The sequence below is a fragment of the Streptomyces murinus genome (assembly GCF_002154555.1).
GTDB lineage: Bacteria > Actinomycetota > Actinomycetes > Streptomycetales > Streptomycetaceae > Streptomyces > Streptomyces murinus.
The window spans coordinates 1-12684 of record NZ_MUNF01000432.1 but is presented as its reverse complement, the minus strand read 5'-3'; the positions used below and the strand labels follow the sequence as shown (position 1 = coordinate 12684).

Genomic DNA, 12684 nt, shown 5'->3' with positions numbered 1-12684 from the left:
CCCCAGCCCCCTCGTCGCCCCCTTGTCATGCCCTGGAGCCACCCGTTCCCCCTGTCAGTGCCCCATGGGAGGATCGGCCCCGTACGTGGTACACGCAGTCGAAGGGGAGCGCGCGATGGCGACGAAGCCGCCCAAGGGTGATCCGGTGCAGGACGCGCCGCAGGTCGCGGAGCCGAAGCACGCGGCGGCGGGGCTGCCGGCCATCGGGCACACCTTGCGGATCGCCCAGCAGCAGATGGGGGTCAGGCGCACCGCGCTGACGCTGCTGCGGGTGAACCAGAAGGACGGCTTCGACTGCCCGGGCTGCGCCTGGCCGGAGCCGGAGCACCGGCACACCGCGGAGTTCTGCGAGAACGGCGCGAAGGCGGTGGCCGAGGAGGCCACCCTGCGCCGGGTCACCCCGGAGTTCTTCGCCACGCACCCCGTCGCCGACCTGGCGACCAGGAGCGGGTACTGGCTGGGCCAGCAGGGGCGGCTCACCCATCCCATGTACCTCCCCGAAGGGGCGGCGCACTACGAGCCGGTCACCTGGGAGCGCGCCTTCGGCATCATCGCCGAGGAGATCGCCGCCCTCGCCTCCCCGGACGAGGCCGTCTTCTACACCTCGGGCCGCACCAGCAACGAGGCGGCGTTCCTGTACCAGCTCTTCGCGCGCGAGCTGGGCACGAACAACCTGCCGGACTGCTCGAACATGTGCCACGAGTCGTCCGGCTCGGCGCTGACGGAGACCATCGGCATCGGCAAGGGCAGCGTCCTCCTGGAGGACCTGTACCAGGCCGATCTGATCATCGTGGCGGGCCAGAACCCGGGCACCAACCACCCCCGGATGCTCTCCGCGCTGGAGAAGGCCAAGGCGAACGGCGCGAAGGTGGTCAGCGTCAACCCGCTGCCCGAGGCGGGCCTGGAGCGGTTCAAGAACCCGCAGACCCCGCAGGGCATGCTCAAGGGCGCCGCGCTCACCGATCTGTTCCTCCAGATCCGCATCGGCGGCGACCAGGCGCTCTTCCGGCTCCTCAACAAGCTGATCCTGGCGACGGACGGCGCGGTCGACGAGGAGTTCGTGCGCGAACACACGCATGGATTCGAGGAGTTCGCCAAGGCCGCGGAGTCCGCCGACTGGGACGAGACGCTGGCCGCGACCGGTCTGAGCCGCACGGAGATCGAGCAGGCGCTGGAGCTGGTGCTCGCCTCCGAGCGGACCATCGTGTGCTGGGCGATGGGCCTGACCCAGCACAAGCACTCCGTGCCGACGATCCGCGAGGTCGTCAACTTCCTGCTGCTGCGCGGCAACATCGGCCGGCCGGGCGCGGGCGTGTGCCCGGTGCGCGGTCACTCGAACGTGCAGGGCGACCGCACGATGGGCATCTTCGAGCGGCCCGCGCCCGCCTTCCTGGACGCCCTGGAGCGGGAGTTCGGGTTCGCGCCGCCCCGGGAGCACGGCTTCGACGTCGTACGGGCGATCCGCGCGCTGCGCGACGGCGAGGCGAAGGTGTTCTTCGCCATGGGCGGCAACTTCGTCTCCGCGTCCCCGGACACCGAGGTGACCGAGGCGGCGATGCGGCGGGCGCGGCTGACGGTGCATGTGTCGACCAAGCTGAACCGCTCGCACACGGTCACCGGCGCGCGAGCGCTGATCCTGCCCACCCTCGGCCGCACCGAGCGCGACGAGCAGGCGAGCGGCGAGCAGTTCGTGACCGTCGAGGACTCCATGGGCATGGTGCACGCCTCGCGCGGCCGGCTGGCGCCCGCGAGCGCGCGCCTGCTGTCCGAGCCGGCGATCGTGTGCCGAATGGCGCGCGCGGTGCTCGGGGAGCGCAGCGTGGTGCCGTGGGAGGAGTTCGAGAAGGACTACGCGGCCGTCCGCGACCGGATCGCACGGGTGGTCCCGGGGTTCGGGGACTTCAACGCGCGGGTGGCCCGGCCCGGCGGTTTCGCGCTGCCGCACGCGCCGCGCGACGAGCGCCGCTTCCCGACCGCCACCGGCAAGGCGAACTTCACCGCGGCGCCGGTGGAGTACCCCGAACTGCCCGAGGGGCGGCTGCTGTTGCAGACGCTGCGCTCGCACGACCAGTACAACACCACCATCTACGGCCTGGACGACCGCTACCGGGGCATCACGGGCGGCCGACGGGTGGTGCTGGTGAACGCCGAGGACGCGCGTGCGCTCGGGTTCGCCGAGGGGACGTACGTGGACCTGGTGAGCGAGTGGCGGGACGGCGTGGAGCGGCGGGCGCCCGGCTTCCGGGTGGTGCTCTACCCGACGGCCCGGGGCTGCGCGGCGGCCTACTACCCGGAGACCAACGTGCTGGTGCCGCTGGACGCGACCGCCGACACCAGCAACACCCCGGCCAGCAAGTCGGTGGTCGTACGCCTGGAGGCGCACGCGGAAGGCCGTCTGGAACAATCGGCGACCGACTGAGCGTTCGCTCAGGTTAAGACAGGTGTACGACGAACGGAGCCGGCTCATGGGCGAGCAGCAGCAGGTGCAGTTCCCGCAGGAGGTCATCGAGGAGTACGCGGCGCTCGGCGTGGACCTGCCCGCGCTCTTCTCGGCCGGTGACCTCGGCATGCGGATGGGCGTGCAGATCCTGGAGGCGTCCGCCGAGAAGGTCGTCGGCACGATGCCGGTGGAGGGCAACACCCAGCCGTACGGACTGCTGCACGGCGGCGCCTCGGCGGTGCTCGCGGAGACGCTGGGCTCGATCGGCGCGATGCTGCACGGCGGCAGCACCAAGGTCGCGGTCGGCGTGGACCTCAACTGCACGCATCACCGCGGGATCCGCTCGGGTCTGGTGACCGGTGTGGCCACGCCCGTGCACCGGGGCCGGTCGACGGCGACGTACGAGGTCGTCATCAGCGACGAGCAGGGCCGCCGGGTGTGCAGCGCACGGCTGACCTGCATGCTCCGCGACCTCGGCGCACAGAACGGCGAGCAGGCCCCCGCAGCGGTCTGACGTTCCCTCAGCAAAGGCCCGGTCCACTCCCCAAAAGGGGTGCGACCGGGCCTTTTTGTCACCGATGCGGCGTCATCTCGCATACGGAAAAGTGGAATTATCTCGTCCGACCGGAACGACCCCTTGACGTCCACCGGGGCCGGGGTGCAGATATCGGCATCCGGCCGCCCGAAATTGCTGTATACCGCACCTTTCTTTTTCTGTGTAACGCTGAGTAACATGCATGCAATAAGCACCCCTTGGCTCCCCTTCGGGGGCGCACCCCTGGGTGATCTTCCCCGGGCGCCCCGGGGGCACCGGGCGCACCGGCCCACGACCTCGGCCCGAGGGCCAACCGGAAGTGCGCATTCTCAAAATGTGGACCGTGAGGAAATTCCGCCAAACCGGCCGAGAGTATCCCTGGCGGAACTTTCCCGTCCACGCCGTCATAACAAGAAAGTCACAAGGACGCCTACGGCGCTGCCCAGGTCTCCATAGCGGGCTTAGAGTCACGGCCAGTCACCGCTCCAACGGGAGTTCGGTACCAACGCGGCTCTACGCCGTCCCGTTCCAGGGACCGCTCATGCCTGCGGAAAGGATCGATTGTGCGACAGCGTTCTCTGGTGATTCTTACCTCCGTCCTGACGACCGGAGCTCTGACTCTCACCGCCTGCGGCTCCCGCAACAATGACAGCAAGGGCGGCGACAGCGGCAACGTGACGGTCACCATCGGCGTGGACGCCCCGCTGACCGGCCAGAACTCCGCGACCGGCCTCGGCATCCAGTACGGCGCGCAGATAGCGGTCGACGACGCGAACAAGAACAAGACGGTCCCGGGCGTGACCTTCAAGGTCAAGGCGCTGGACGACAAGGCGATCCCGGCCACCGGCCAGCAGAACGCCACCCAGCTGGTCGCCGAGAAGGACGTCCTCGGTGTGGTCGGCCCGCTCAACTCGGGCGTGGCCACCCAGATGCAGCAGGTCCTGAACACCGCCAACCTGGTGGAGATCTCCCCGTCGAACACCGCCCCGGAGCTGACCCAGGGCAAGGACTGGCAGACCAAGAAGGTCCGCCCGTTCAAGAACTACTTCCGCACCGCGACCACGGACGCCCTCCAGGGCGCCTTCGCGGCGGACTACGCCTACAACGGTCTGCACAAGAAGAAGGCGTTCGTCGTCGACGACAAGCAGACCTACGGCGCAGGACTCTCCAAGATCTTCAAGGAGCAGTTCGCCAAGCAGGGCGGCAAGGTCATCGGCACCGACCACGTCAGCGTGGGCGACCGTGACTTCTCCACCCTCGTCACCAAGATCAAGAACTCGGGCGCCGACATCCTGTACTACGGCGGCCAGTACGACGAGTCCCAGGTGCTGACCAAGCAGCTCAAGGACGCCGGCGCCAACATCCCGCTGTTCGGCGGCGACGGCATGTTCACCCCGACCTACATCAAGACCGCCGGCAAGGCCGCCGAGGGCGACCTCGCGACCTCCATCGGCGTCCCGGTCGACACCCTGCCCGCCGCCAAGGACTTCGTGGCCACCTACAAGGCCAAGAAGTACCCCGGTGACTACGGCACCTACGGCTCGTACTCCTACGACGCCACCACCGCGATCATCAAGGCCGTCGGCCAGGTCATCAAGGACGGCAAGCTCCCCGACGACGCCCGTGCCCAGGTCGTCGACGCCGTGCAGCACAACTCCTTCGACGGCATCTCCGGCAAGATCTCGTTCGACGAGTTCGGTGACACCACGAACAAGCAGCTGACCGTCTACCAGGTCGTCAACGGTGCGTGGAAGTCCGTCAAGAGCGGCGTCGCCAACCCCAAGTAGCCCGCGGCACCCATCGCGACTCCAGGGCCGCGCGGCACTGACCACCGTCACCGCGCGGCCCGCCCTCTACCGCCCCCTTGACTCTCCCCACCACATGGAGGCCATGCGGTGAACACCCTGCCGCAGCAGCTGGCCAACGGGCTGTTCCTCGGCTCGATGTACGGTCTGATCGCCATCGGATACACGATGGTGTACGGCATCGTCCAGCTCATCAACTTCGCTCACGGCGAGATCTTCATGACGGGAGGCTTCGGCGCCCTCACGGTGTATCTCGTCCTGCCGGACGGCGTATCCATGTGGATAGCCCTGCCGGCGATGCTCGTCGGCGGCGCCCTGGTCGCCGTACTCATCGCCGTCGGCGCCGAACGCTTCGCCTACCGGCCGCTACGCGGCGCGCCACGCCTGGCGCCGCTGATCACGGCCATCGGTCTCTCGCTCGCGCTCCAGCAGCTCGTCTTCAACCTGTACCCGAACGCCAAGGCCGCCCGGGTCTTCCCGCAGCTGCCCTTCGGGCCCTATCACCTGGGCTCGGTCACCGTGCAGAGCGGCGACCTCTTCCTGATCATCGCCGCCCCGGTGTGCATGGCGATCCTCGCCTTCTTCGTCCGGCTCTCGCGCACCGGCCGCGCCATGCAGGCCACCGCGCAGGACCCGGACACCGCCCAGCTGATGGGCATCGACACCAACCGCATCATCGTGATCGCGTTCGCCATCGGCGGCCTGTTCGCGGCGGTCGCGGGCACCGCGTACGGCCTCAAGTACGGCTCGGTCTCCTACGACATGGGCTTCCTCGCCGGCCTCAAGGCCTTCACCGCGGCCGTCCTCGGCGGCATCGGCAACATCTACGGCGCCATGCTCGGCGGACTCGTTCTCGGCATCGCCGAGGCCATGGCCACCGCCTACATCGCGGACATCCCCGGCATGCACCAGCTCGGCGGCCAGGGCTGGGCGCCGGTCTGGGCCTTCGTCCTCCTCATCCTCGTACTCCTCTTCAGACCACAAGGTCTGCTCGGCGAACGCGTCGCGGACAGGGCGTGAGCACCATGACCGACACCACCCTCCAGACCCCGGCGGAGCGCGGCCCCCTGCCGCTGCCGGCCGCCGTGGCCCGGCCGCTCATCGCCGTCGGCGCCGTCGGCACCATCGCCAGCGCCTTCATGAGCTGGACCTGGACGTCCGACTTCCCCGGCAACCTGACCATCTACGGCTACCCGGCCGGACTCCAGATCCTGGCCCTGGTCGCCGGCGCGCTCACCCTGCTGTACGTGCTCGCCCTGTGGCGGGTGAAGGGCCTCGGCTGGCTGAACCCGGCGGGCGCCACCAGCCCGGTGTTCCTGACCGCTCTGTCGGCGTTCGCCGTCTGCTGGTTCACCGGTATCGCCATCGCCGTCGACCTCGGCGGACTGGTCAACCTCGACCCGGGCGCGTATGTCGCGATGGTCGCCTCCCTGCTGCCCGTGCTCGGCGCCCTCGCCCTGCCGCACCCGGCCCCGGGCACCGGTCTCAAGGGCTATCTCACCAAGCCCGACCAGCCCCGCCCCGGCACCCTGTCGCCGCTCGTGGAACGCGCCGTCGTCACCGTCGGCACCGCCCTCGGCCTGGTGGTCTTCACCTACGGCATCGGCATCGACGACGACGACAGCGAGACCTTCATCGGCTTCCTGCTGATCTGCGTCTTCGCCGCCTGGGGTCTGGTACACGCCGGGCTCCTGGACCGGTACACGACCCTGTCCACCCGCCACAAGGGCTTCGCGGCCTGCCTGGCGTTCGTGGCCGCCGTGATCTTCCCGTTCACGCAGAGCAACGACCACAACGCCAACATCGGCGTGAACATCCTCATCTTCGCCACCGTCGCGCTCGGCCTGAACATCGTCGTCGGCCTCACCGGTCTGCTCGACCTCGGTTACGTCGCCTTCCTCGGCGTCGGCGCCTACGCGGCCGCCCTGGTCTCCGGCTCCGAGTACTCGCCCTTCCAGGTGCACTTCCCCTTCTGGGCCGCCGCGCTCACCGGCATGGCCGCCTCGCTGGTCTTCGGCGTCCTGATCGGCGGTCCGACGCTGCGGCTGCGCGGTGACTACCTGGCCATCGTGACGCTCGGCTTCGGAGAGATCTTCCGCATCACCGTCAACAACCTGGACGGCGACTCCGGTCCGAACATCACCCGCGGGCCCAACGGCATCACCCAGATCCCCGACATCCAGCTCTTCGGGTTCAACCTGGGCGACGCCCACACCTTCGGCTCGTTCACCCTCGGCCGGTTCGCCAACTACCTGTTCCTGATGCTGATCATCACGGCCATCGTGGTGCTCGTCTTCACCCGCGCCGCCGACTCCCGGATCGGCCGCTCCTGGATCGCCATCCGCGAGGACGAGACCGCCGCGACCGCCATGGGCATCAACGGCTTCCGGGTCAAGCTGATCGCGTTCGCGCTCGGCGCCTCCCTGGCGGGCCTGGCCGGCACCGTGATGGCGCATGTGAACTACAGCGTCAACCCGCAGCCGTACCAGTTCGCCGGCGCCGCCCCGCCCAACTCGGCCTTCCTGCTGGCCGCCGTCGTCCTCGGCGGCATGGGCACCGTCAGCGGCCCGCTGCTCGGCGCCAGCCTGCTCTACCTCATCCCGGAGAAGCTCCAGTTCATGCAGAACTACGAGCTGCTCGCCTTCGGTGTGGCGCTGATCCTGCTCATGCGGTTCCGGCCGGAGGGCATCATCGCCAACCGCCGCCGCAAGCTGGAGTTCCACGAGACCGGCCAGCTCGACGTACCGGCACAGACGACGCTGTCCGAGGACACGGCCGTCACCAAGGCAGGGGCGTAAGGAACCATGACGACACCTGTACTCAAAGCCCGTGACGTCACCATGCGGTTCGGCGGTCTGACCGCCGTACGGTCCGTGGACTTCACGGTGAACAGCGGCGAGATCGTCGGCCTGATCGGGCCGAACGGCGCCGGCAAGACCACCTTCTTCAACTGCCTCACCGGTCTGTACGTCCCCACCGAGGGCACCGTCGCCTACCAGGGCAAGGTGCTGCCGCCCAAGCCGCACCTGGTGACGCAGGCGGGCATCGCCCGTACCTTCCAGAACATCCGGCTCTTCGCCAACATGACCGTTCTGGAGAACGTCCTGGTGGGCCGCCACACGCGGACCAAGGAGGGCCTGTGGTCAGCGCTGCTGCGCGGCCCCGGCTTCCGCAAGGCCGAGCGCGAGTCCGAGGCGCGGGCCCTGGAACTCCTGGAGTTCGTCGGCCTCGCCGACAAGCGCGAGCACCTGGCGCGCAATCTGCCCTACGGCGAGCAGCGCAAGCTGGAGATCGCGCGGGCGCTGGCCAGCGAGCCCGGCCTGCTGCTCCTGGACGAGCCGACGGCGGGCATGAACCCGCAGGAGACCCGGACCACCGAGGAACTGGTCTTCGCCATCCGGGACATGGGCATCGCCGTCCTCGTCATCGAGCACGACATGCGGTTCATCTTCAATCTGTGCGACCGCGTCGCCGTGCTCGTGCAGGGCGAGAAGCTGATCGAGGGCACCTCCGAGGTCGTCCAGGCCGACGAGCGGGTCATCGCCGCCTACCTGGGCGAGCCCTTCGAGGGCGAGCCGGGCGCGGCGGAAGCCGCGGAGGTCGAGGCGGCGGAGGCCGGAGCGGCCGCGGCCGACACGGCGGACACGGCCGGGACGGTGGACACGGCGAAGGCCGCCGCGACCGACACGACCGAGGCCGACACGGCGCGGGCCGGCACGGCCGAGGGCGAGGGTGAGGCGACGGAGGCCGGGGCGGCCGAGGTCGAGGCGGCTGGTTCCGCCGACAGCACAGAGGGAGAGACCCAGTGACCGCACTGCTGGAGGTCGAGGACCTCAGGGTCGCCTACGGCAAGATCGAGGCCGTCAAGGGCATCTCGTTCAGCGTCGAGGCCGGCCAGGTCGTGACCCTCATCGGCACCAACGGCGCCGGTAAGACGACCACCCTGCGCACCCTGTCCGGGCTGCTCAAGCCGGTCGGCGGAAAGATCCTGTTCGACGGCAAACCGCTCACCGGCGTCCCGGCGCACAAGATCGTCGCCCTGGGCCTCGCCCACTCCCCCGAGGGCCGGCACATCTTCCCGCGTCTGAGCATCGCGGAGAACCTCCAGCTCGGCGCCTTCCTGCGCAAGGACAAGGACGGCATCGAGCAGGACATCCAGCGTGCCTACGACCTCTTCCCGATCCTGGGTGAGCGGCGCAAGCAGGCCGCGGGCACCCTCTCGGGCGGCGAGCAGCAGATGCTGGCCATGGGCAGGGCGCTGATGTCCCGGCCCAAGCTGCTGATGCTGGACGAGCCGTCCATGGGTCTGTCGCCGATCATGATGCAGAAGATCCTGGCGACGATCGCGGAACTGAAGTCCCAGGGCACCACCATCCTGCTGGTCGAGCAGAACGCCCAGGCGGCGCTCTCGCTCGCCGACCAGGGCCATGTGATGGAGGTCGGCTCGATCGTGCTGTCCGGCAGCGGACAGGATCTGCTGCACGACGAGTCGGTCCGCAAGGCGTATCTGGGCGAGGACTGACGCCCCTTCGGTACGACGATGCCCGCGCCCCCTTTCCGGGGAGCGCGGGCATCGTCGTACGCGGGAGCGGGCTCAGCCGTTCTTGGCGGCCTTCTTCTCCTCGTTGTCCGTGATCACGGCCTCGGCGACCTGCTGCATCGACATGCGGCGGTCCATGGAGGTCTTCTGGATCCAGCGGAAGGCGGCCGGCTCGGTCAGGCCGTACTCGGTCTGGAGGATGGACTTGGCGCGGTCGACCAGCTTGCGGGTCTCCAGGCGCAGGGTGAGGTCGGCGACCTCCTGCTCCAGCTGCTTCAGCTCGGTGAAGCGGGAGACGGCCATCTCGATCGCCGGCACCACGTCGCTCTTGCTGAACGGCTTGACCAGGTACGCCATCGCGCCGGCGTCCCGGGCACGCTCGACCAGGTCGCGCTGGGAGAAGGCGGTGAGCATCAGGACCGGGGCGATGGATTCCTCGGCGATCTTCTCGGCCGCGGAGATGCCGTCCAGCTTGGGCATCTTCACATCCAGGATGACCAGGTCCGGCCGGTGCTCGCGGGCCAGCTCGATCGCCTGCTCGCCGTCGCCGGCCTCACCGACGACGGTGTACCCCTCCTCCTCCAGCATCTCCTTGAGGTCGAGGCGGATCAGTGCCTCGTCCTCGGCGATGACGACACGGGTCGTCAGCGGAGGCACGTGCGACTTGTCGTCGTCGGGCGCGTCTACGGGCTGGGGCGACTCGGCGGTCACGGGGGCTCCTCGTTCGGTGCAGGGGTACTGCTGACAAGAGCCTACCTAGCTACGGTATGGTGGACGCGCGGAGGGTCGGGGGAAACCTTTGATTCTGCGAGCCCCGGTAGCCCAATTGGCAGCAGGCAACGGATTCAAAACCCGTACAGTGTCGGTTCGAGTCCGACCCGGGGCACTTTTTCCTTGTTTTCCAAGGTCACCGGTTTTCTTGATTCGCAGATTTGTGCGGGCCCCTTCGGCAAAGGGGCCCTTTCTCGTACCCGGCCGCATACGCTCCCGGCCGTCGTTCACGCCTCCGGGTCGCCGCGGGCGCCTCCGGGGCGTCGCTCACGCCTCCGGGTCGTCGTCCTCGCCGATGTGGTGGACGCGGACCATGTTGGTGGAGCCGGAGACCCCGGGCGGGGAGCCGGCCGTGATCACCACGACGTCGCCCTTCTCGCAGCGGCCGTACCGCAGCAGCAGTTCGTCCACCTGCTCGACCATGGCGTCGGTGGAGTCGACGTGCGGGCCGAGGAAGGTCTCGGCGCCCCAGGTGAGGCTGAGCTGGGAGCGGGTGGCCGGCTCGGGGGTGAAGGCGAGCAGCGGGATCGGCGGGCGGTAGCGGGAGAGCCGACGGGCGGTGTCCCCGGACTGGGTGAAGGCCACCAGGAACTTGGCGCCGAGGAAGTCGCCCATCTCGGCGGCCGCGCGGGCGACCGCGCCGCCCTGGGTGCGCGGCTTGTTCCGCTCGGTCAGCGGCGGCAGCCCCTTGGCCAGCATGTCCTCCTCGGCCGCCATGACGATCTTCGCCATGGTGCGCACGGTCTCGACCGGGTACTTGCCGACGCTGGTCTCGCCGGAGAGCATCACCGCGTCCGTGCCGTCGAGGACCGCGTTGGCCACGTCGGAGGCCTCGGCACGGGTGGGCCGGGCGTTGTCGATCATGGAGTCGAGCATCTGGGTGGCGACGATGACCGGCTTGGCGTTGCGCCGCGCGAGCTTGATGGCGCGCTTCTGGACGATCGGCACCTGCTCCAGGGGCATCTCCACCCCGAGGTCGCCGCGCGCGACCATCAACCCGTCGAAGGCGGCCACGATGTCGTCCAGATTGGCCACCGCCTGCGGCTTCTCGATCTTGGCGATCACCGGGAGGCGGCGGCCCTCCTCGGCCATGATGCGGTGCACCACCCGGGCGTCGTCGCCGCTGCGCACGAAGGAGAGGGCGATGACGTCGACCCCGATGTGCAGCGCCCAGCGCAGGTCCTCCTCGTCCTTCTCGGACAGGGCGGGCACCGAGACGGCGACACCGGGCAGATTGAGGCCCTTGTGGTCGGAGACCATGCCGCCCTCGATCACCCGGGTGCGCACCCGGGGGCCGTCGACGGCGGTGACCTCCAGGCAGACCCGGCCGTCGTCCACCAGCACGCGCTCACCGGGGGCGACGTCCCCGGCGAGCCCCGCGTAGGTGGTGCCGCAGCGGTGGCGGTCGCCCTCCACGCCGTCCTCGACGGTGATGGTGAACTCATCACCGCGTTCAAGGAGTACCGGCCCCTCGGCGAAACGCCTGAGGCGGATCTTCGGACCTTGAAGGTCGGCGAGGATTCCGACACTGCGGCCGGTTTCGTCGGCAGCCTTGCGCACGCGCTGGTAACGCTCCTCGTGTTCGGCGCGGGTGCCGTGGCTGAGGTTGAAGCGGGCGACGTCCATTCCGGCCTCGACCAGTGCCTTGATCTGGTCGTACGAGTCGGTGGCGGGCCCCAATGTACAAACGATCTTTGCTCGGCGCATGGTTCGAGCCTAGGGCTTACCCGTCGGTAGAGATTCCGGGCCGCATGACCACTCAACAACCTTTACGTGAAGCCTTATTGACAAGTGTTGAATTGTGCGGACGGCCGCTCCTATGAGCGGATTACGCTCACTTCTCTTCGACGAGCGGGGTGATCCGCTGGGTGGAGTGCCGGGCCTGGGGGACGGTGGAATGCGGTTCGCGCAGCCCGAAGGTGGTGAAGGCCGTACGGGTCGGCAGGGGGTACGGGTCCTTTCCGGTGAGCGAGTTGAGGATGGTGGCGCCGCGCCAGGCGGCGAGGCCCAGGTCGGGGGCGCCGACGCCATGGGTGTGCACTTCGGCGTTCTGGACGTAGACGGAGCCCGTGACCGAGGGGTCGAGGACCAGGCGGAAGTCCGCGTCGATGCGCGGCCGTTCGCCCGCGTCCCGGCGCATATAGGGGTCGAGCCCGGCGAGCAGCCGGTCGAGGGGCCGCTGCTGGTAGCCGGTGGCGAGGACGACCGCGTCGGTGGCGAGCCGGGAGCGGCTGCTCTCGTCCAGGTGCTCCAGATGGAGCTCGATCTTGTTGCCGGCGATCCGGCCCGCGGTGCGCACCCGCACGCCCGGAGTGAGGACGGCGTCGGGCCAGCCGCCGTTCAGGGTGCGCCGGTACAGCTCGTCGTGGATGGCGGCGAGGGTGCCGGCGTCGACGGCCTTGTGCAGCTGCCACTGGGAGCCGACCAGCCGGTCGCGGACGGGTTCGGCGAGGGCGTGGAAGTAGCGCGTGTAGTCGGGGGTGAAGTGCTCCAGGCCGAGCTTGGAGTACTCCATCGGGGAGAACGCGGGGCTGCGGCCGATCCAGTGCAGCCGCTCCTCGCCGACCGGGCGGCGGCGCAGCAGGTCGAGGAA

General features: G+C 69.2%; 10 protein-coding genes and 1 tRNA gene. 8 read left to right on the top strand and 3 right to left on the bottom strand.

Annotated elements, in window-relative coordinates:
- Window positions 1-115: 115 nt before the first annotated feature.
- From CCN72_RS25210 to CCN72_RS25180, 7 genes are all read left to right on the top strand, one after another.
- Window positions 116-2419: an FdhF/YdeP family oxidoreductase gene (locus tag CCN72_RS25210; RefSeq protein WP_086809860.1), complete on the top strand. Its 2304-nt coding sequence runs from the start codon at window positions 116-118 to the stop codon at window positions 2417-2419.
- Between the two features lie 46 nt (window positions 2420-2465).
- Window positions 2466-2954: a hotdog fold thioesterase gene (locus tag CCN72_RS25205; RefSeq protein WP_086809866.1), complete on the top strand. Its 489-nt coding sequence runs from the start codon at window positions 2466-2468 to the stop codon at window positions 2952-2954.
- 599 nt (window positions 2955-3553) lie between these two features.
- Complete coding sequence (locus CCN72_RS25200; RefSeq protein WP_086809864.1) at window positions 3554-4762, top strand: branched-chain amino acid ABC transporter substrate-binding protein; 1209 nt, start codon at window positions 3554-3556, stop codon at window positions 4760-4762.
- A 108-nt stretch (window positions 4763-4870) separates the two neighbouring features.
- Window positions 4871-5800, top strand: a complete 930-nt coding sequence (locus CCN72_RS25195) for a branched-chain amino acid ABC transporter permease (protein WP_037653224.1) — start codon at window positions 4871-4873, stop codon at window positions 5798-5800.
- A 5-nt stretch (window positions 5801-5805) separates the two neighbouring features.
- Complete coding sequence (locus CCN72_RS25190; RefSeq protein ID WP_086809862.1) at window positions 5806-7578, top strand: ABC transporter permease subunit; 1773 nt, start codon at window positions 5806-5808, stop codon at window positions 7576-7578.
- A gap of 6 nt (window positions 7579-7584) precedes the next feature.
- Entirely contained in the window at window positions 7585-8589 is a 1005-nt protein-coding gene (locus CCN72_RS25185; protein WP_086809858.1) for an ABC transporter ATP-binding protein, read from the top strand.
- Window positions 8586-9302: an ABC transporter ATP-binding protein gene (locus CCN72_RS25180; RefSeq protein ID WP_085564227.1), complete on the top strand. Its 717-nt coding sequence runs from the start codon at window positions 8586-8588 to the stop codon at window positions 9300-9302. Before CCN72_RS25185 ends, CCN72_RS25180 begins: the two co-directional genes overlap by 4 nt.
- Before the next feature lie 72 nt (window positions 9303-9374).
- Here CCN72_RS25180 and CCN72_RS25175 read toward each other — a convergent pair whose 3' ends face one another.
- Window positions 9375-10031 (bottom strand): ANTAR domain-containing response regulator, encoded by a 657-nt coding sequence (locus tag CCN72_RS25175; protein WP_037653222.1) that lies wholly within the window; start codon window positions 10029-10031, stop codon window positions 9375-9377.
- Between the two features lie 100 nt (window positions 10032-10131).
- Between CCN72_RS25175 and CCN72_RS25170 the strand changes: the two genes are divergently transcribed.
- Window positions 10132-10206 (top strand) — tRNA-Leu (locus tag CCN72_RS25170).
- Between the two features lie 152 nt (window positions 10207-10358).
- Here the strand turns inward: CCN72_RS25170 and pyk are convergent.
- Together pyk and CCN72_RS25160 are read right to left on the bottom strand one after the other, a co-directional pair.
- Window positions 10359-11798 carry a pyruvate kinase gene (gene pyk, locus CCN72_RS25165; protein WP_086809856.1) on the bottom strand — a complete coding sequence of 480 codons (1440 nt, stop codon included), beginning with the start codon at window positions 11796-11798 and terminating at the stop codon, window positions 10359-10361.
- A 127-nt stretch (window positions 11799-11925) separates the two neighbouring features.
- Window positions 11926-12684: SidA/IucD/PvdA family monooxygenase (locus tag CCN72_RS25160; RefSeq protein ID WP_158101410.1), on the bottom strand; the 759-nt coding region annotated here is incomplete at its 5' end.

Excerpts from the sequence above, each read along its gene's own strand:
- CCN72_RS25210 (WP_086809860.1), top strand. The coding sequence starts at position 116 with ATGGCGACGAAGCCGCCCAAGGGTGATCCGGTGCAGGACGCGCCGCAG.
- CCN72_RS25190 (WP_086809862.1), top strand. The coding sequence starts at position 5,806 with ATGACCGACACCACCCTCCAGACCCCGGCGGAGCGCGGCCCCCTGCCG.
- CCN72_RS25205 (WP_086809866.1), top strand. The coding sequence starts at position 2,466 with ATGGGCGAGCAGCAGCAGGTGCAGTTCCCGCAGGAGGTCATCGAGGAG.
- CCN72_RS25185 (WP_086809858.1), top strand. The coding sequence starts at position 7,585 with ATGACGACACCTGTACTCAAAGCCCGTGACGTCACCATGCGGTTCGGC.
- pyk (WP_086809856.1), bottom strand. The coding sequence starts at position 11,798 with ATGCGCCGAGCAAAGATCGTTTGTACATTGGGGCCCGCCACCGACTCG.